2 protein-coding genes (1 of these 2 running past the window's edge) are annotated in these 23,015 nt (G+C 48.9%); both read right to left on the minus strand.

The features are described from left to right. Nucleotides 1-19,752 (minus strand): SDR family NAD(P)-dependent oxidoreductase, encoded by a 19,752-nt coding sequence (locus OIU26_RS02855; protein ID WP_264215882.1) that lies wholly within the window; start codon nt 19,750-19,752, stop codon nt 1-3. Next, nucleotides 19,736-23,015 carry the final stretch of a non-ribosomal peptide synthetase gene (locus OIU26_RS02860; RefSeq protein WP_264215883.1) on the minus strand. It continues 7,853 nt past the right edge of the window, so only the last 3,280 of its 11,133 coding nucleotides appear in the window; its start codon lies off the right edge, out of view; its stop codon occupies nt 19,736-19,738. The genes OIU26_RS02855 and OIU26_RS02860 overlap by 17 nt, the downstream gene beginning before the upstream one ends.

The following is a 23,015-nucleotide window of genomic DNA, read 5'->3' on the forward strand; positions in this document are numbered from 1 at the left end:
TTACGAGTGTAATTGCTTGAACAACTGATCGGCCTGCTCAACATTTAATTCACCTTGCAGCACCTTCTGGATCAACGCTTGCATGGGCTGCGTAGAAGTTGACTCTACAGGCACTTGATTTGAGGCTTCCGCCGATTTGCTTAATTCCTTTGCTAAATATCTGGAAAATTCTTTAATGTTAGGATAGTCATACACTCTGGTTGCTGAAATAGAAGTTCCAAACCGTTTGTTCACGTCCTGTACCCACTCTACGCCTATAATAGAATCCAGTCCCATGTCGATAAATTTATCGTCCCGGCCGATGTCCTTTTCGTCCATACTCAAGGATTTTGCAAGACTTTCAATTAGTTCCTTCTCCAAGGCATCAACCCGTACAGCCGCAGGCCCATTAGCAGATCGCTTGACCTCATCCTTGACAGCCAGTTGCGGTGAGGAAATGATAGGTTTAGGTTGCGGCGGAGCCGGCTTCACTTCTGCGGGCTTGGCTGCCTTTTTCGGTGTATCGGCTACCTTCTCGATGTCAGAAACTGAGCGCAGCAAAATACCCTGCGGTTTTTCAGGTACTTTCGCCAATGTCTGTACCTGCACATTATCATCGACAGCAGGAGGACTGAAAACAGGCTTTTGTGCCGGGATATCAACTTCAAGAGGTTCCATCTTGGTCTCCTTGGACTGGCTTCCGAACGTAGAGATCCAATAGCTCTCCTGAGCAAATGGATAGGTTGGCAGACTCATCCGACGAGGTCTGACCTTTCCGTAAAGCCTGTTCCAATCGAACAACAAGCCCTGAACCCAAAGCTCTGCCAGCTTTGTATACTTGCCCTTGCTTATCCAGACATCCACCAACTGTTCCATGTCCTCGTCTGCTTCAAGAACAGTCAGAATATCTTTATTTTTCTTTACCTGACCCGAATAGAGTCCGTCGATATCCTCATTCCCCGCCAGGAAGCTCTCCAGCTTTCCTTCAAGCTCCCTCGTAGACTTAGCTAAGACTACTAACCGTTCTTCCATAGCTTCCCGTCCTACCTGAAGGGTAAATGCTATATCCTCCAAACTGGCTTCTGCGTATTCCGGTGCTCTGAGTGCAGAAAGCAATCTTTGTACCTGCTCGTACAAACGCTCTTGATTTTTGGCCGACAGCACGACCATGGCCGGGTTTTGCAATATCACGGCAGCTTGTCTAGTCTCCTGCATCTTAGGGATGTATTCCTCAATAAGCACATGTGCGTTGGAGCCTCCGGCGCCGAAAGAAGAAATACCTGCAATTCTCGGGTATTCAACGGTCTTTCCATTTATAGTGACGATCGGTCTTTTCCACTCTTCAAGCTCCTGCTGAACTATAAAAGGGCTATTGCTAAAGTCGATGTTCGGGTTGAGTATGTTTGAATGCAGCGAAGGTGCGATTTGTCCGTATTTGAGCTGAAGGAGCACCTTAGTCACTCCAGCAATCCCTGCCGCACTCTCACAATGCCCTATATTAGATTTTGCCGATCCAATGGCGCAGAACTGCGTGTCTTCCGTATATTCCCGGAAAACCTTTTGCAATCCAGCGATTTCAATAGGATCACCTAAAGATGTCCCCGTGCCGTGTGCTTCAATGTAACTGATTGTTCTGGGGTTTATTCCGGCTTTCTTAAATACCCTCCCAATCACACTGGCCTGCGCCTTGGGGTTCGGAACCGAAAAGCCATTGGTCTTCCCGCCGTGATTCACAGCGGTTCCCTTGATGACCCCGTATATGTGATCGCCGTCTGCAATTGCTTTGGTCAGCGGTTTGAGCAATACGGCCCCTACGCCTTCACCCGGCACATACCCATCTCCACCTTCTCCGAAGCTTTCGCACCGACCCTTGCTTGATACGAATCTTCCCTGCCCAAGCATCAGGTATTTGTTCGGATGAATGGAGACATTGACACCGCCAGCAATGGCAAGCTCACACTCATCTTGCTGTAAGCTCTGGCAGGCTAGATGAATGGTCGTCAATGAGGATGAGCACATCGTATCCACGGCCATGCTTGGCCCGTGGAAATTACAGAAATAAGAAACTCGGTTTGCAATGGAGGCCGGATTCCCTGGTACGGCAATCATTTTGCCTCTAGCCTGCTCCTGCGCCCCATAAAGCTGGTATTCTTCATACATAACTCCGACAAAAACGCCTACATTCCTTTCCAAACCAAGCCCTTCTCGTGTATAACCTGCATCCTCGATCGTTTCATAGACGCATTTTAGGAACAAGCGCTCCTGTGGATCGATGATTTCTGCTTCTCTAGGAGAGATGTTGAAAAACTTCGGATCAAATTGATCCACGCCTTTGATAAAGCCACCCCACTTGCTGTAAGCTTTTCCGGATTTGTCCGCTTCCTCGTCAAAGTGTATGCTGTGATCCCAACGCTCTTTGGGAATTTCCGTAATGCAGTCCTTTCCATTGCGCAGATTGTTCCAGAATTCCCCAACATTCTCCGCCTCAGGATACATGCCCGACAAGCCGATAATGGCAATATCCCCCGTACCGCCTACTGTTTCCGGCTGCGGTTGGAATTTTTTCTGATCCAGTAATTGTGTCTGAGCCGGCATTTCACGAGCTTCTCTTCGGCTACTGGAAAGTGGCCTTCCTGGGCTATCCTTCACAGTAGAAGACGTAAACGCTTGGACGGCGTTAACCTCTTCCTCCATTCCAAGCAGTTGAATCAGCTGCTTCTGGTGAACTTCAAGAAAATATTGGGTCAGCTCCCGAATACTTTGGTATTCAAAAAACAACGTTTTGGGTAGTGTTCCGAATGTTTTCTCCAGTTCACGTGTCAGCTGTCTGATCATAATAGAGTCAATTCCATACTTCTCCATAGGGGCATCGACTTCAATTTGCCTTGCCGGCAGTCTGATCGATGCAGCAAGCAGTTGCTTTAAATAATTTGCCGCTTTTTCGGCAAGAAGATCTTGTCCGATTCCTGACTCCTTTCTGCTCTCCATAATCATAGAGGAGGCATCTTCAGCCTGATTCAGGGATGGCTGCTGCAAGAGCGTTTCTCTGAGCTGATTGGCACGCCCTTCCAATACCATGACTTGATCTTTTCCGGAAGCCAGACTTTGGTACAAAGCCCTCATTCCTGTATCGGTCTCCATAGCAAACATCCCCATTTCCTCCATGATTTGTTCCGTTTCTCTATCAATACGCATTCCGCCTTCTTTCCACAGCGGCCAGTTGATAGAAAGCGTCTGCCCCTGACGTTGCTTCTGTTCTACAAGCGTATTGCGATATCTGGCATAGGCATCCATAAAGGCATTGGCAGCAGCATAGTCAGCCTGTCCTATATTCCCAAGGCTGCCGGCAACAGATGAATACAGGACAAAAAAGTCTAGCGGAAGATCCTTGCAGGCCTGATCCAGATTCATCAATCCTGTAACTTTTGGCGCCAATACTTTCTGCAATTCCTCCCCTGTTTTTTTTATAATGAAATTATCGCTGGTCACCCCAGCGCCGTGAACAATTCCGTCCAGCTTCCCAAACTCTTCCTGAATATCCCGGATCAAATCCTCAACCGCTCTTTTATCGGCGACATCGGCCTGTCGAAATACGACTCTTGCTCCTAGAGCCTCTATTTCCTCAACCCTTGCTTTGGTGTGACCACGGAGCATAGATCGTCCGACGAGAATTAACGCGACATCTTTAGCCTGTCGTGCCATTTCTTCAGCCAGAATCAAACCAAGGCTGCCGGTTCCGCCAGTAATCAAATAAACCCCTTTGTCCTTCCAAGGAATACGGTTCACTTCCTGCGAGGATTTGATTTCCGTCCATGCGGCAGCATATCGTCTGCCCCACTGGTAGCGGATATGTGAACTCATGAAGTTGCGGCTATTTTCTTGCAGGATATTTATAATACCTGCTGCATCTTCCTCCATATCCACTTCGATCAGTTGGCCCACTAGTGTGGGATTCTCAAGCTGTGCTGTTTGTAAGAGTCCGTAAAGTCCAGAGAATACCTGTCTGTGATCCTGTACCGGAATGACAAGTTGAATCAATGTTTTGTGTTTGGATTGGGTTTTAAGCACCTGTTGAATTTGCTCAAACACTTGTGCTGCATAAGTTCTAAAGCGTGCATCCATGCTTTCCTCGTCGGATTGCAGGATAAGACAATGCACCCCGTTCATCTGTGATTCAATCATTTCCCCGGAAATATGAGCTGGTTCACATAAAATGACCAAATGCTGCCGATATTCAGGTGCTGTTCCTCCCGGGACAAGGGCTTGTTCCTCCCATACAGGCTCAAGCATCAAAGTCTCAGGTATCGTCCATTCATCTGATTCCCCTGTTCCTCCTTCTGCAATTCGTGATGAGAAGCCCTTCATGCTTACACAAACATTCCCCTGCATGTCGCACAAATCAATATCCAGCTTTTGCACTGGACCATCCTGTCTGCTGCCTTCACGATTACGGACCCAAGCCCACATCTCTGATGTGCAGCCACTAAACACCTCAAGCTCTTCCACAGCAAACGGTAAAGCCGGCTTTGACTTTATAGAAGCTTTACCGTCAGACATGGCAGCGCCGTATGTGTCCATCATCAGGCCTATGGACGCCTGCAAAGCGGAATCCATCAAGCTAGGATGCATCACAAACTGTCCCATGGTCTGGTAAACAGAGGTAGGCAAGGACAATTTGGCAAGTACCTGGTCCACGCCAGTGTAGATCTTTTCAATTGCTTGATGCCCTGGCCCATAGGAAACCTGCATGGCTGCAAACGCCTCATAACACTGCTGGGATGAATAGGTACCCAGATTGCACTGCTCCAGCAGTGCTTCAATATCTATGGCAGGAATCTCAGCCAACGGAGCAATTGCTGCGCTGCCTTCGCTATGCACAACTAACTCTGTATCCACTGATTCAGACTTGCTGTAGATTTCATAGGCAATTTCTCCGTCTTGCGGGTAGAGCCCGATATTTATAGCAATCGGCCGCTCCCCAGCTACCACAGGCCGGAGCCATAATACATCCTTTAAACGAACACAAATCCGACTTTCTTCCAAAGATGTAGCGACTTGCTCTACTGCCGCTCGCGCCATTTCAAGGAAGGCCACTCCAGGCAAAAGCTTCTGTCCCTTGATCACATGGTCAGCGAGGAAAAATTCTCTTCCCGTAAATGTGGAGCTGAACTGAAGTCCATAAATATCGGACGTATTGCGCTGAAGCAAAGGATGAATGATGGCTGACTTCTCCTGCTTTAGCCCAACATCGTTTGCTCCACTCAGGTTATTGGTATCGGTTACGCAATATCGTTCTTTGGCAAAAGGATAGGTAGGCAGGCTAATACGGTTCGGCTTATTCTTTCCGTATAGCACTTCCCAGTCAAAAACCGCGCCTTTTACCCAAAGATGTGCGATTTGGGCGTAGTCGTTTTCACTAACCAACGCCTCAATCGTCGTGCCTACTTCCTCTCGTGTTCCCCGGTCTCTATTTTCTTCTCTATAGCGTTTTGCCTGCCCCACATATAAACTATGAATACCATTCCGGCCTTCCACAAATCCCTTTAGCTTCTCTTCAAGCTCGAAGAGCGAAACTGCAGTGAAGGCCAAACGTTCTTCCATCGCTTCGCGCCCCATCTGCAGGGTATATGCTATATCTCCCAGACTGCCGTCTGTGAACTGGCGCTCCCGGATTGCAGACAACAATTGCCGTGCCTGATCTTGCAGCTGTCCTTCAGTCTTGGCTGACAGTACAACAATAGCCGGCTTTTGGGCACTGAAGGTAACTGGATCTTTCTCCTGATTTTCCGGAACATATTCCTCGATGATCAAATGAGCATTGACGCCGCCGAATCCAAAAGAGCTGACACCTGCTCTCCGAGGAATATTGTGCCCAGAAGCATCTTGCTGCTGCTTCCATTCACTCGTCTCCTGGACGATATAGAAAGGACTGTCTTCAAGTTTGATATAGGGATTAATGGCATGGCAATGAAGGCTTTTAACAAGCTTTTTATGCTTCAACTGAAGCAGCACTTTGATGACACCGGCGATCCCAGCAGCCAATTCCAGATGTCCGATATTGGTCTTCACCGAACCTAGACCACAATGAGGATCTTTGATCCTAGGTCCCTTTATAGTCTCATAAAGCTCTTTAAAGGCTGCTTTCAGTCCGTTAATTTCAATTGGATCGCCTAATTCGGTGCCTGTTCCATGGGCCTCAATGTAAGAGACTGTCCTTGGGTCGATACCAGCTTTTGTATATGCATTTACCAGTAAATTCGCCTGTGCCCTCGGATTGGGGGCTGTCAGAGAATTCGCCCGGCCTCCGTGATTAACGGCTGTGCCCCGAATTATGCCGTAAATATGGTCTCCGGCCTTTTCTGCATCCTTCAGCTTTTTCAGGAAAAGCATGCCCGCCCCTTCACCGCGCACGTAACCGTTGGCTTGATCAGAGAAGGTTTTGCATCGGCCATCCTCACACAGCATCCCTGCTTTATTGAAGCTGATATGAAGCTCAGGTGTGATAATTACATTGACACCACCTGCAATTGCCATTTCGCAGCTTCCATCTTCTATAGCCTTTACTGCCCGGTGAATGGCCACCAGTGAACTGGAGCAAGCTGTTTCGACAGGCTCGCTCGGACCATGAATATTAAGGAAATAGCTCATACGATTGGGTCCCACCGACGGCGCCATTCCACTGGAGGAGTATGCCTCGACACCCACATTTCCCTGATAGATCATTCCGCTATAGCCGCTATTTGCGGTTCCTGTAAAGATGCCTGTACGGGTTCCAGATAGCCCTGCTGCTTGAATCCCAGCATCTTCAATCGCCTTCCAAATATAAGTCATCAACAGGCGCTGCTGCGGGTCCATGAGTGCGGCTTCCCTCGGTGAAATTCCAAAAAATAAAGGGTCAAACTCATATATCCCGTCAATAAACCCGCCCCACTTGATGTTTGTTTTATTGCTCTCATCCGCAGGGTCACCGTAATATGCCTTCCAATCCCAGCGATCCTCAGGTATTTCAGTGATACAATCCCTGCCTTCCTCAAGATTTTTCCAAAACTCATCTACATCCCGGGCCATGGGAAAGACACCGCTTATGCCTACAATTGCAATAGGTTCAGAACCCGCCTGGGTCTGTTGCGGCATAGCTAGCACATTCTTGTTTGCAAATCGAAAACGCTGGCGTCTACTGCGGATGCAGTCTTCCCTATCCTCCTCTTCATTCTGCACAGAAGGCTCAGTCCGGGTCTGGACGACAAACTGCTCACCAAGCAAGGTGGCATATTCGTCCACTAAATACCTGCAGAAGTCATGAAGTGTAGTGTATTCAAAGAATACGGCAGGTGTCAGCTCAAGTCGGTACAAGTGATTGATGTTGTTGGCAAATTGCGTGAGCAAGATGGAATCAAAGCCATACTCACTCAGTTCGACATAGGCATCAATATCTTCAAGTTTGACTTTCAGCAATTTCGATACCGCCTGCATCATGGCGGTCTGCACCTTGTCCAGCAGGTCCGGTGCGGCATTACTTTCAGTAGAAATTGCTGAAATAGTTGCTGAAGTATCCGCCACCTTTTCAAGCTGTCTGGTTTCCCGAATTGCTATTAAACCTACTGCTCTTTTCATTTTTTCGAGATTGCCTTCCATCACCATAACCTGATCAGCACCCGTAAGCATGGCACGGTACAAGGCCTGAATGCCGGAAGAAGTTGAAATACTTCCCATGCCTGTGTGCTGTTTTACCAGCTTCTCCGTCTCCTCATCAATATGCATCCCGCCTTCTTTCCATAGTGGCCAATTGATAGATATCGTTTGGCCCTGGCGCTGCTGCGATCCTGTCAAAGCGTTCCGGTATCTGGCGTAAGCATCCATAAAGGCATTAGCGGTAGAATAGTCCGCCTGTCCCTGATTGCCCAGTCCTCCGGCTACCGACGAAAACAGAATGAAGAAGTCAAGAGGCAGGTTCTTGCTCGCCTGATCCAAGTTCACTACCCCTAATACTTTGGGAGCGAGAACCTCCAGCATTTCCCCGCTATTTTTTTTGAGTATACGGTTGTCACGAATTACTCCTGCGCTGTGAATGATGCCATTCAAGCTTCCGAATTCTGCCTCAATTTCCCGAATTAAATCAGCCACCGCCTGCTCCCGGGACACATCGGCCTGCTTATATGCTATTCGTGCTCCTAATGACTCCAATTTCTTTATCTCTGCCCGCTTGCCCTCATCCAGCACGGAACGCCCCGTTAAAATCAACGCAACATTATGAACTTTATTTACAATCTCTTTGGCAAAAATAAGTCCCAAGCCACCAGCACCACCGGTAATGAGGTATACTCCGTTCTCCTTCCACGGGATGTCTGCCATTTCCGGAGAAAACGGAACCTCGTTCCAACCGTAAATCCACCGTTTGCCTTTCCCATACCGGATCTGGATGTCTTCAGGACTCCAGCTGTTTTCTTTTAAAATATCTATGATTGTACTCGGGGCCTCATCCTGTTCAAGTTCTATCAACTGCCCCACCAGTTTTGGATGTTCTATTCTGGAGGTTTTTAAAAGACCCGAGAGCCCTGATACAAGCTGCTGCTCCTCTTGGTCGTTAGTGACAATTTGGATTAACACCTTGCCATGGTTTTTTTCGCTAAAAATTCTTTGCATCAGCTCAAGTACCTGAACGGCGTAACGCTGGAACTGTTCCCCGATTCTGTTTTGATCAGGTTGCAATAATATACATTGTGCGCCGCTTATTTGAGCTTCTACTTGTTCACAGGAAATCCCGGACGGCTGGCAAAGGATCACGACATGGCGATCATATACAGGTAAATCACCCTCTATGCTAACTCCCTGCTCTTTCCACACGGGTTCAAGCATCAAGGTACCAGAATTGGACTGCGCGTCTGTGGGAATAGAGTCTATATCCAGAATTCTTGATGAATAACCCTTTATCCTCACGCAGATCTCTCCGGTTTCGTCGCTCAGGTCAATATCTAGTTTCTGTGCCTTATCTCCTGCTGTACCATCTGCACTGTATCGAATCAGCGCCCACATGGTGGAACTGCAATGTTTTATAATTTCAACTTCCTGAATGGCATACGGCAGAGCGGGCTTAATCTCGCGAGAGCCCAGCGTCAAGCCTATGGATGCCTGGAAAGCTGAATCAATCATGCTTGGATGCAGGACAAATTGGCCTTGATTGTCAGAGACTGAGGAGGGCAAGGATAGCTTCGCCAGCACTTGGCCATCTCCGGCATATACCATCTCAATCCCCTGATGCCCAGGACCATAATCAATCCCCAGCTCTCTGAAAAGGTTATACAATGCTGCCGGATGGAAGCTTCTGCTGCATGTATCCTGCAAATCTTTAATATTCAATGCAGGAACCTCCACCGCTGATCTCCGTACTGCACTGCCGTAGCTATATATCATAAGCTCTGTATCATCAGCTCCGTTATTTCCATAAATCTCATATGAAATCTCTTGATCTTCATTCTGGAAAAGCCCGATATGCAACTGTATTGGGCCATCCTCTAGGGTAATAGGCCGTGCCCAAACCACGTTTTTAAGGCACATTCCGACCAGGTCGCCCTCATCTGTCCCTAGTGACTGCTCCACTGCCGCCCGCGCCATTTCAAGGGATGCGGCCCCAGATAGCACCTTGCGACCATTTACCACATGATCCTTCAGGAAAAACTCCTGACCTGTAAAAGTCGAGCTGAACCGCTGTTCCGAAAAATCGGAAGTGTTTTGGTGCAGCAAAGGATGAAGTGCAGCCGCAATGACAGAAGTCGTGCCTTTGCCTGCCTTATTGTCTAGCTCGGGCGCCCAGCACCGTTCTTTTGCAAAAGGATAGGTGGGTAGACTAATCCGGCGAGGCTTGATGTCCCCATACAGCTTGTTCCAATCCATCGTTAGACCCTGTACCCACAGCTCCGCAATTTTTTCTAATTTTTTCTTCTTGATCCAGGTTTCAAGCAAGGATTTGGCATCTTCATCTGCCTCAAAGAGCCCGATCCCGTCTTTGCCCTTTTTCACCTGAGCCGTCAGGACTCCAGCTGGCAGATGATGATGAATCAATCCATCCAGCGCTTTTAGCAGATTCTCTTTTGAATCTGCCACAAAAGCCAGACGATGGTTCAGCGGCTCACGGCTCACCTGTAGCGTATACCCCATATCTGCCAAATTAAGATTTGGCTGAGATGCAATAAAGTTTCTCATGTTTTCGGCATAGGTTACTAATTGCTTCTCATTTTTGGCAGACAATACGAAAAGAACGGGACTATGCGGTTCGTCGTCTGCTGGTAATTTTCCAACCTCAGGACGATATTCTTCAATAATAAGATGGGCATTGGTACCGCTAAAACCAAAAGAGCTCACAGCGGCACGTCTTTTGTTCCCGCGAGAAGGTTCCCAGTCCTTTAATTGTGTGTTTACATAAAATGGAGAACCATCAAAATCAAAATGTTCATTCGGGTTTTTGAAATTCAGTGTCGGTACCAGTTTCTTATGCTTCATGCATAATAGCACTTTTTGTATACTTGCTACGCCTGCTGCTGCCGAAGTATGCCCGATATTACTCTTTACCGAGCCTATAGCACAGAACTTCTTCTGATCTGTTTTTTCTTTGAAAGCTGTGGATAAAGCCTCCAATTCAATAGGATCGCCCAGCTTAGTGCCTGTCCCATGCATTTCAACATAGCTAATACTTTCGGGTTCAATCTGATACTTATTGTATATCTCCTGCTCAAGCTCTATTTGGCTGTTTGCGCTTGGCGCGGTAATTCCGTTGGTTTTTCCATCCTGATTGATCCCAGTTCCGATAATAACCCCATAGATGTGATCCCGGTCAGCTTCCGCATCCTTTAGCCGCTTCAGAACCAGCACCCCTGCTCCTTCGCCTGGAACAAAGCCGTTGGCACTGTTGTCAAATGTCTTACACTGACCATCTGGTGATAACATTCCCGATGCAGACATACCTATATAGGATTCCGGGGTCAGGTATAAGGACACACCGCCGACCAGCGCCATTTCAATCTCTTTATTTGATAAAGCCTGGCAAGCAAGGTGAGTAGCCACCAGCGATGAGGAGCATGCCGTATCCACAGATATGGCAGGTCCTTTCAGATTAAGAAAATAGGAAATACGAGCCGCTGCAATAGCGTTGCTATTCCCGGTAGTATTGCTGAACTGTGCTTCATTCTTGTAGCGCATCATACTATACTCATTATTTAAAATGCCAAGATAAACGCCGCATTTTTTATTTCCCAACTGCGAGCCGCTATAACCTGCATCCTCAAAGGCTTTATAGGCTTCTTGCAAAAAGATGCGCTGCTGCGGGTCCATCCCTTCCGCCTCGGTAGGAGATATATTAAAAAATAACGGGTCAAAATATTCTATATCCTCCAGGGCACCCAGCCACTTGCAATTTACTTTCCCCTCTTGTGCCGGACGCGGATCATACAACGGGTCTACGTCCCAGCGGTTCTTCGGGATTTCAACAATGGAGTTTTGGCCTTGAGCGAGATTTTTCCAATATTGCTGTACATCTTCGGCACCAGGATATCTTCCGGAAATCCCGACAATTGCAATTGCATCTTGATTTTCCGAAGTTGCTGACACTGATTCCTCTTCTGCTTTTACCCGACGCAATGGCACCGTTTCCGCTTTAGGCAACTGCGCTGGAGAGCATTGGATCGTGTCTGTTCGCGGCAAATGGACTTCTGCTATAGGTTTGTCCGTGCCTGTGACTGTGTCCAAGGGCTGCTGAACGAAGCTTTTCTTACCCCCATGCTTATTGATTTCTTGTGCCAAAAACTCGGTAAATTGCAGAATAGTCGGATAGTCGTAGACCTTGGTAGCTGCAATGGATGTGCCGTAACGCTTATTCATATTTCGAATCCATTCTACGCCTATAATGGAATCCAATCCGATGTCTATAAAGTTTCTATCTGCCTCAATCTCGCTCTGTTCCATGTATAAGGCTTCAGCTAGGCTTGCCGTCAGTTCTTCCTGTAATTGCTCTGTAGAGACACCAGACGGAGTTGTGCCGAATTGCGGCTGCTTTTCAGGCGATATCGGCATCAAATGGATCTGAAGTGAAGTCTCTGCCTGCTTATCCATTTCCAATGATACGAGCGGCGGTAAATGCTTCGCAGGTGCCTGATCTGGAATAGACGCAGCAGAAGACGGCATGATTAATTCGGCCACACGATCGCCCAATTCCTTTTCTAAAAATTTACTGAACTCCCGTATGGTCGGATAATCGTAGACTTTTGTCGCTGTTATGGATGTGTGGTAGTGTTTATTAATGTTTCGAATCCACTCTACGCCTATAATGGAGTCCAATCCAAGATCAACAAAGTTTTTATCCTCATCGATCTCGTCCCGATCTATATATAAAGCTTGCGCCAGACTTGTTGTCAGCTCCTCCTGCAATATTTCTGACGAAATGGATAGGGCAGGAGCCACAGGCGTCTGTTCTTCCGTCTTTTTGTCCTTTTCTGATGTAGGCATTACCCCTTCCGGAGAAGTTAAAATAATCGGAGACCCCTGCTGGTTGGCAGACTTACTAAGCTGCGGCTGACTGTCCGACAAATTCCGTAAGGAAATCCCGCTTGGTTTTTCAGAACTACTGGAAAAACTGGATCGCATTAAAGCTTCAGGAGGAGCAGACTGCATTACTTGAGACTGAACAAGAACTGCTTTTTCCTGAGATTCCATAGGGATTCTTTCTACAGATGGGATCGTAATATCCGTGATCCAATATCGCTCCTTTGCAAAAGGATAGGCTGGCAAGCTTATTCTCTGCGGCTTGGCATCTCCATAAAGCATGCTCCAGTCCATCGCCAGTCCCTTCACCCAAAGATCCACAATCTTCGCATATTTCCGTTTCCCGATCCAGGCAGTGATCGTTTTTTCCATATCTTCATCTTCTATCAGTGCGGACAGTGCCTCTTTATTTCGCTTGACCTGTCCTCGGTACAGTTCGGATATCCCATCGTGGCCTTCTAGAAATCCTTCCAGTTTTTCCACCAGTGCTGGCATCGATTCGGCAATTACCGCCAGGCGTTCTTCCATCGCTTCACGTCCTACCTGGAGTGTGTAGGCTGCATCAGCCAGATTGCTTTCTGTGACCTCTCCTTTCCCGATCACGGACAGCAATCTCTCGACCTGCTGTTTCAGCCGTTCCTCATTTTTGGCCGACAACACAATAATAACGGGGTTGTGAGCTGTCACACGGATGGGCACCTTCTCTTCCGGAATGTACTCTTCGATGATGACGTGAGCATTGGCGCCTCCTGCTCCAAACGATGAAATCCCCGCCATCCTTGGGTATTCCCGTGTCTCTCCATTGAGCTCAACCACCGGCCGCTTCCATTCCTCCAGCTCCTGCTGGACGATAAACGGCGTCTGCTCAAAAGGAATGTTCGGATTCAATTCCTGGGCGTGCAGGCTGGGAACCAGCGTCCGGTTTTTCATCTGCAGGACAATTTTCCCAATCCCTGCGATGCCCGCTGCCGCCTCCAAATGTCCGATGTTGGATTTTACAGAGCCCACGGCGCAAAATCCCTTATCCGCCGTATCCATCTTGAAGGCCTGGGTCAGACCGGTTACTTCAATAGGATCTCCCAGTTCTGTACCGGTTCCGTGAGCTTCAATATAGCTGATGGTCCGGGCATGTACCCCGGCTCGCTCTAGTGCTGACCGGATCAGCTCCCCTTGAGCAGTCGGGTTAGGCACGGTATACCCGTTAGTCTTGCCTCCATGGTTGATACTCGTTCCGCGGATGAGCGCATGGATCGGGTCTCCATCTGCTATCGCCTTGGACAGCGGCTTCAATAAGACGACCCCCACGCCTTCTCCTGGGACAAACCCGTTGCCTCCCTTTCCGAAGCTCTTGCACTGCCCGTCTATGGACAGCATCTGGTTGGCGCAAAGTCCGACATAGCTCAGCGGATGCAGATACAGGTTCACTCCTCCTGCCATAGCCAGCTCGCATTCTCCGCGGTACAGATGCTCACACGCTTCATGAATCGCAGTCAACGAAGACGAACACATCGTATCCACCGGCATGCTCGGGCCCTGCAAATTGAACAGGTACGAAATTCGGTTGGCTACCGAGCTAAAAGAAGTATGAGGGAATATTTGCGCTCCCTTTCTCCATAGATCAAGACCGTACAGATCAAATCCTGTTTTGGTAATTCCCGCAAATACACCTACCCGGCTGTTATGTCTTACTGCAAGCTGTTCTCTGGTGTAGCCTGCATCCTCCATCGCTTCCCAGCAGGCTTCAATGAACAGCCTTTCCTGAGGGTCCATACTAAGTGCTTCCCGCGGTGCAATATTAAAAAACAGTGGATCGAATTCCGCAAAGCCTTCGATAAAACCGCCCCACTTGCTGTAACTTTTGCCATGCGCAGCCGCTTCTTCTTTGTCAGGCTGGAAGAATCCTTCCAGCGACCAGCGTTCCTGCGGGATTTCGCCGATACAATCCTTCCCTGCTTTGAGATTTTCCCAATATTCGTTCATGTCCTTCGAACCTGGATACTTGCCTGCCATACCAATGATGGCGATCGGTTCACGTGTTTCCTCTGCGCCAGACTGCACATAGCTTCGAACTGGCTTCACGTAGCTTCGGGTAAGCTTCGCTGTCGCCTCTTCCGCAATCGTTTGTTCCGCAACTGGCGCGCTTTCTTCTTCGGCACACTGGGTTGCCGCAGTCGTTTCCTCCACCAGCTGCATGTCTGGACTCATTCCGACCCACTGCATGCACTCCGGTGCGTATTCCGCCACTAAATGTTCTGCCAAGGCACGCAAGGTCTGGTACTCATAAAACAGCGTCTTGGACAGCTCGCCAAAAGATCCTGCCAGCTTGGCATTCAGTTGGGTAATCATGATGGAATCAATGCCATAGCGCTCTAGCGGTTCATGAGCTTCAATGCTACCAACGCTCAGCCGGGTCACCTCTCCCAACAGCGCCTTGAGATGAAACAAAGTTTTATCGTAAAGTAAGGCCGCATCCAGCTTTGGCGCAGATGCCTGTATCGCACGGATACTGATATGCGGAACGGATTTCGTCAGATAGGCCTCGATTTTTTCAGGCTCTCCTTCTAGGACCATCACCTGCTCTTTGCTTGAGGACAGGCATTGGTACAACGCCTGAATGCCCGACTCGGTCTGTAGAGCCGTAATGCCCATATTTTGTCTCATGAGCTTTTCCGTGTCCGCATCGATCCGCATCCCGCCCTCTTTCCATAGCGGCCAGCGGATGGATAGCGTCCGTCCCTGCCGTTGCTGGGTCTCCACCAGGGTATTTCGGTATGCCGCATACGCGTCCATAAAGGCGTTGGCGGTGGCATAATCGGCCTGTCCTGGATTGCCCAGGCTGCCCGAGATGGAGGAAAAGAGCACGAAGAAGTCCAGATCCTGACCGCTGCTTGCCTCATCCAGATGGGCCAGCCCTTGGACCTTCGGTCCCAGCACCTCGATAAATTCTTCCCTGCTTTTCTTGAGAATGAAGTTATCGTGAATCACCCCTGCACAGTGAATAATACCGTGGACACGCCCAAATTCCTCCTGGATGCTTTCCAGCAAGCCAGTCACCGTGTTCCTGTCGGTGATATCCCCCTGCTTATACACCACTTTGGCCCCTAAGGACTCCAGCTCCTTTAGCCGCGTCTGTTTGTTTCCATCCAGCGACGACCGGCCTGTCAGGATCACAGTCGCTGCTCGGGTATGCTGAACCAGCTCTTCTGCAACAAGCAGCCCCAGGCCGCCAAAGCCGCCGGTAATAAGATAAACGCCACCGTCTTTCCATGGCAACTTCTCATCCGGCCGAGATGGCTCGAACCTGCTCCAGCAAGCGGTTTTCCGTTGACCACCTTCATAGCGAATCCATCCATCCACCGGACTGCGGCTGTTTTCCTCCAGCTTCGCCCGCAGGCTTTCCTCAGATTCTCCCTGTTCCACTTCGATCAATTGGCCGATGAGTTTCGGATTTTCCAGCCGGGCGGTCTTCAGCAGACCCGAAAGTCCCGAAAAGAGCTGCCCTTCTCCAGCCGCCGCCACGACAAGCTGAACCAGCACCCTTCCAGCAGGCTTGTCTTTAAGAATGCTTTGGATGCTCTCAAAGGTCTGAACTGCATAGGCCTGAAACCGCTCATCCACCCGGCTTTTCCCGGATGAGAAGGCCAAGACCTGCGCCGCTCCGTTCACTCTCGCTTCAAGCTGTTCAGGCAAAGTCTCGTCCGGCTCGCACAGCAAGATGATACGGCGGTCATAAGCAGGGGCTTTGACCTCCGGCGGTACGTTCTGCTCCTTCCAGGCTGGCTCAAACATCAGGGTATGGCTAGCTGTAGCCACTGGCTTTTCCTCTGCTCTAGAAACCGTTAATTCGATTTCACTTTCTATACCTATTCTCTTAGCCATTTGAGCTTCATTCCCAGGCGCCCAATACCGCTCTTTTGCAAAAGGATAAGTTGGTAGCGGAATTCTGGAGTACTGTTCATTTGAAAACAAACGCTCAAAGTCTAACGGATATCCCTGAACATATAAATCCGCAATCGTAGTTAAAAACTCCAAATACTCGCGGGCATCACCTGCATTTTTACAGTTTTGGATACATTCATTTCCATATCTTTTCAAGGACGATTGAATGCGTTGGTCTTTTTCGTGTAGTTCAGAATAATAAACTTGAGAAGAACTGCCTTTTTCCAGCCACCTTTTAAGGGACATGACAAGCTCACCTTGATTGCGGGCAACACATGCAAACCGATGATTGCAGTGCTTTCTCCCAAGCAATAATGTATAGCTCATGTTACCGCAGTCTGCCTCAGGCTCCTGTTCGCAATATGCAATCAGTTGCTCCACCTGGCGGCGTAATTGTTGTGAAGTCCGGGCGGACAGCGGAATGAAATAAGCCGGCTTTTCGGAATGTCTTCGTTTTGTATGTGGAGCCTCTTCGATGACCATGTGGGCATTAGTTCCACTGGCACCAAAGGAGCTAACCGCAGCACAACGTCTGGCTTCAGGCTCAATCAACCAATTCTGCAGTTGCGTATTGACATAAAAAGGGCTATCCGCAAACTGAATATTGGAATTGCCTGATTGGAAATGAAGTGAAGGCGGAATCTGCTCATGTTTTAATGACAATAACAGCTTAATTACTCCTGTAATTCCTGCCGCAATTTGCGTATGGCCGATATTCGTTTTAATGGACCCGATCGCGCAATATTCCTTCTTGTCCGTATACTTTCTAAATGTTCGCGTCAATGCCTGATATTCAATTGGGTCTCCCAATTTGGTACCTGTCCCATGTGCTTCCACCAATTGGATTTGCTCTGGATGAATATGAAAAGTATCGTACACATATTGCTCCAGTCGCTCCTGAGACTTCTGGCTTGGTGCAGTAAGTCCATTCGTGGTGCCGTCCTGATTGATCGCTGAACCTAAAATCACCCCATAGATGTGGTCACCATCGGCAACTGCTTCGTCAAGCCGTTTGAGCACAACCGCGCCAACAGCCTCTCCCGGAACCATACCGTCTGCCCTGTCATCAAAGGTATAACAGTGCCCTGTGTGAGACAGCATTCCTGCCCTATCACCATATAAATAGCAGCGAGGGGTAGTATGAATATACACCCCACCAGCTAAAGCCATATCCGTTTCCCCGGACCATAAGCTTTGGCAAGCAAGATGGGCAGCAACTAACGAACTGGAACAAGCTGTATCTACAGCTATAGCTGGTCCGTGAAGATTCAAGTAGTAGGAGATTCTGGCGGGAATCACGGAACCCATATGGCCCCATAGTGCTTGCGGAGGCAGGTCTTCACCCAGCAATCGCTGGTAGTCTCCTTCGGCACAGCCTACATAAACTCCGCATCGGCATCCCTCCATTCCTGTGCCCGCATAGCCCGCATCCTCTAGAGCATGCCATGCTTCCTCCAGAAACAACCTCTGTTGTGGGTCCATGTAAGTCGCTTCCAGCCCCGAAATATTGAAAAAAAGCGGATCGAACTTATCAATATCCTCCAAAAAGCTTCCATAATTGCAGTAGCTCGCATTTTTTTCCTGATATTTTGAAAGATCCCACCGAGTCACCTCTTTTACTAAATCGTCGCCATTCTTAAGGTGATTCCAAAGCTCATCTACATTGTCAGACCCGGCAAATCGCCCGCTCATTCCAATAATCGCAATCGGCTCTCTTTGCGCTAAATCCTTCCCTTTATTCTCCTGTTTAGGTCTCTCTGGCTCAATGGATGCACGTGCCGTTTGAACCGGATTAAACATATAATCTTTATCCTTATCCTCAGTCGCTTGGATTTCACGGCTTGCATCTTTTCTATCCTCTATTGAATCAGCATTGTGTCCCAAAGCCTGTAAAACGGTATCGCCAAATTGGCTTAAAATGTATACCGTCAGTTGTTTTACCGAACTGTAATCAAAGATGTCTGTAGTCTGCAAATGAATGCCCAGTCCCTGATTGACATCCTGTACAAAGTTGACGCCAAGAATAGAGTCCAAGCCATAATCTGCGAATGACTCATGGACATCAATCATTGAAAAGTCCACATTCAAGGCCTCTGCCAACTTCTCTACAATAAGCTCCCTGACATGCTCTTCAGCCATTTCATCGGTTACATCAGTAGCTGGTTGAATCCCTGTGTCACGCTGTTTCAATGGAAGCTTGTCATGTTCAAGCTCCTGTTGATGCCGAAGCATACCATCACTTTCAGCCACAATAATTTGTTGGCCTACTTCATGCGCTTCCTGAGCAGGGAAAAAGACGGACCGGAATCCCTCGTTTTCCAATACCTCCTGCCAACGTTCAGGGTATAAACCGGGAGAGCCCGGAATACGCAGTTCAGGGTCATTATAAAGCCACCATCCCTCCAACAAGCCAAAGGTTAAGTGGTTTAACAGCGAGTTGCCACTGATTTCATTGATAAGAATCAGGCCGTTTTTTCGCAGCGCTGCTTTGACATTGCATAACGTATGCCGAATGTTCCTCGTGGCGTGCAGGACATTGGTGGCAATCGCAATATCATAACCGCCCGTTTCGATATCTTGTCCCACAGCCGACTCTTCCACATTAAAAATTTTATAAGTCAGGTAAGGATTTTGCGGGCCATACTCTTTTTGTGCATGCAATAAAAATGCTCTGGATTTATCGGTATAGCAGTATTCATGAATATGTTCCTGATAAGGTCGAAGCTTATGGAAGAGCATAGCACTGGTTCCTCCGGTGCCTGCACCAATTTCAATGATTCGAATCGACCCTGTCGGGTCATGCTTAAGCCGTTCATTCAAGTAGGAAACCACAATATCCCCCAGCACTTCATTAAAGTAATCTGCTGCAGGACTATTTTTATATATGCCTTCCACCAGCTTCATGGAGGACTGAGGAAAAACAATGTCGGTGGCAGGTATGTTTCCGGTCAAAATTTCCGGCAACTTACGCAATGTTGATTCTACGAGTACAACCCAGGCCGAGAGATCCGGATTTTTCAGCCATTCACTTTTCTTCAATTCCCATTCCTTCCATACAGCCTGCACATCAACCGAAGCGGTATCCGTTACGCTATAAGAGTCTCCTTTACGATAAAAATAATGATTCCGTGCCAATACCTCTATGCTTTCTTCAAGCCAGCGATCGTATAAACTCAGCAATGCTGTTTTAGTTTTAAAATCATCAATCATAGCTTTCTTATTCATATGTGCATAAGGGCATAATCCCATCAACTGCAAATACCCCCATAGCAATTTGCATAAGACATCATTCATTTCCTTCATCTGTAAGCCTCCTCATCCGATTAGTCCCTCGCGTCGCCCCATCCTGTTCCGAGTAAGCTTGGTTGTCGACCATAGTCGAAGGAATTCTTTCGTATTCAGCCGCTAGATAAGAAATATCTGGCATCTTCTTCATTTTGACACTGGTGGAAATGTGGCTCTGAATATTCTGGATATACGAAGGAATAGCTTCGGAATTTGGATCGTCGCTTTCTTTTCCATTCATTTGCGAAATATTTGCCGCTACCGTAGATGCTTTTTGATCGATAAATATATTCGTTGGCTGTACAGATTTGGTAGATTCAAAGGAAGCCTGCTTGGTTTTAATATCCGTGATCCAATACCGCTCCTTTGCAAAAGGATAGGCTGGCAGACTCATTCTCTGCGGCTTGACATCTCCATAAAGCATGCTCCAATCCATCGCCAGTCCCTTTACCCAAAGATCTACTATCTTCGCGTATTTCCGTTTTCCTATCCAAGCAGCGATCATTTTTTCCATATCTTCATCTTCTAGCAGTGCGGACAGTGCCTCTTTGTTTCGCTTGACCTGTCCTCGGTACAGCTCGGATATCCCGTCGTGACCTTCCAGGAATCCTTCCAGCTTCTCCACCAGTGCTGGCATCGACTCGGCAATTACCGCCAGGCGTTCTTCCATCGCTTCACGTCCTACCTGGAGCGTGTAGGCTGCATCAGCCAGATTGCTTTCTGTGACCTCTCCTTTCCCGATCACGGACAGCAATCTCTCGACCTGCTGTTTCAGCCGATCCTCATTTTTGGCCGACAATACGATGATCACGGGATGGTGAGCTGTCACACGGATGGGCGCCTTCTCTTCTGAAACGTACTCTTCAATGATGACATGGGCATTGGCGCCTCCTGCTCCAAACGATGAAATCCCCGCCATTCTCGGGTATTCCCGTGTCTCTCCATCGAGCTCAACCACCGGCCGCTTCCATTCCTCCAGCTCCTGCTGGACAACAAACGGCGTCTGCTCAAAAGGAATGTTCGGATTCAGTTCCTGGGCATGCAGACTGGGAACCAGCGTCCGGTTTTTCATCTGCAGGACAATTTTCCCAATCCCTGCGATGCCCGCTGCCGCCTCCAAATGTCCGATGTTGGACTTCACAGAGCCCACGGCGCAAAATCCCTTGTCTGCCGTGTCCTTTCTGAAGGCCTGGGTCAAACCGGTCACTTCAATGGGATCTCCCAATTCTGTGCCGGTTCCGTGAGCTTCGATATAGCTGATGGTCCGGGCATGTGCCCCGGCTCGTTCCAGAGCCGACCGGATCAGCTCCCCTTGAGCAATCGGGTTAGGCACGGTATACCCGTTGGTCTTGCCTCCATGGTTGATGCTCGTTCCCCGGATGACCGCATGGATCGGGTCCCCATCTGCTATCGCCTTCGACAACGGCTTCAATAGCACGACCCCCACACCTTCTCCTGGGACAAAGCCGTTGCCTCCCTTTCCGAAGCTCTTGCACTGTCCGTCTACGGACAGCATCTGATTCGCACATAGTCCGACATAACTCAGCGGATGCAGATACAGGTTCACTCCTCCTGCCATAGCCAGCTCGCATTCTCCGCGGTACAGATGCTCACACGCTTCATGAATCGCAGTCAACGAGGAAGAACACATCGTATCCACCGGCATGCTCGGCCCCTGCAAATTAAACAGGTACGAAATCCGGTTGGCTACCGAGCTAAAGGATATTTGGGGGAATATTTTGGCCCCCATCTTCCATAATTCCGGCCCATAAAGCTCGTAGCCCGTTTTGGTAATTCCCGCAAACACACCTACACGGCTGTTATGTCGTACCGCAAGCTGTTCTCTGGTATAGCCTGCGTCCTCCATCGCTTCCCAGCAAGCTTCAATAAATAGCCTTTCCTGAGGATCCATGCTGAGGGCTTCTCGCGGTGCAATATTGAAAAACAATGGGTCGAATTCCGCAAAGCCTTCGATAAAGCCGCCCCACTTGCTGTAGCTTTTGCCATCAGCTACCGCTTCCTGTTTGTCAGGCTGGAAGAATCCTTCCAGTTTCCAGCGTTCCTGCGGGATTTCGCTGACACAATCCTTTCCTGCCTTGAGATTTTCCCAATATTCGTTCATGTCCCTCGAACCTGGATACTTTCCTGCCATGCCAATGATGGCGATCGGTTCTCGTGTTTCCTCTGCGCCAAGTTCCGCGTAGCTTCGAATCGGCTCCACGTAGCTTCGGCTGGACTTCGCTGCCGCCTCCTCCGCTATCGTCTGCTCCGCAATTTGCGTGCTTTCTTCTTCAGCGTACCGGGCTGTCGCAGCCGTTTCCTCTACCCGTTCCTTGTCCGTGCTCATTCCAACCCATTGCATGCACTCCGGTGCATATTCCGCCACTAAATGTTCTGCCAGGGCACGCAGGGTCTGGTACTCATAAAATAGCGTCTTGGACAGCTCGCCAAAAGACTCTGCCAGCTTGGCATTGAGCTGGGTAATCATAATCGAATCAATCCCATAACGCTCTAGCGGTTCTTGGGCTTCAATGCTACCGACGCTCAGCCGGGTCACCTCTCCCAATACTGCCTTGAGATGATACAAGGTTTTATCGTACAGTAAACCCGCATCCAGCTTCAATCCAGCTGCCTCTACCGCTCGAACATCGGTCTGCGAGACGGCTTTCGCCAGATAGGCCTCGATTTTCTCAGGCTCTCCTTCCAAGACCATCACCTGATCCTTGCTTGAGGTCAGGCATTGGTACAACGCCTGAATGCCCGACTCGGTCTGTAGAGGCGTGAGGCCCATATTTTGTCTCATGAGCTTTTCCGTGTCCGCGTCAATCCTCATCCCGCCCTCTTTCCACAGCGGCCAGCGGATGGATAGCGTCCGGCCCCGCCGTTGCTGGGCTTCCACCAGGGTATTCCGATATGCTGCGTACGCATCCATAAAGGCGTTGGCGGTGGCATAATCGGCCTGTCCCGGATTTCCCAGACTGCCCGAGATGGAGGAAAAGAGCACGAAGAAGTCCAGATCCTGGCCGCTGCTTGCCTCATCCAGATGGACCAGCCCTTGGACCTTCGGCCCCAGCACCTCGATAAATTCTTCCCTGCTTTTCTTGAGAATGAAGTTATCGTGAATGAACCCAGCGCAGTGGATAATCCCATGAACACGCCCGAATTCTTCCTGAATGCTTTCCAGCAAGCTGGTAACCGTGTTCCTGTCAGTGATATCCCCCTGCTTGTACACTACTGTGGCTCCTGAGGACCCCAGTTCCTTCAGCCGGGTTTGTCTGTTT

The organism is Paenibacillus sp. BT-177 (assembly GCF_025846815.2).
Lineage (GTDB): Bacteria > Bacillota > Bacilli > Paenibacillales > Paenibacillaceae > Paenibacillus > Paenibacillus polymyxa_C.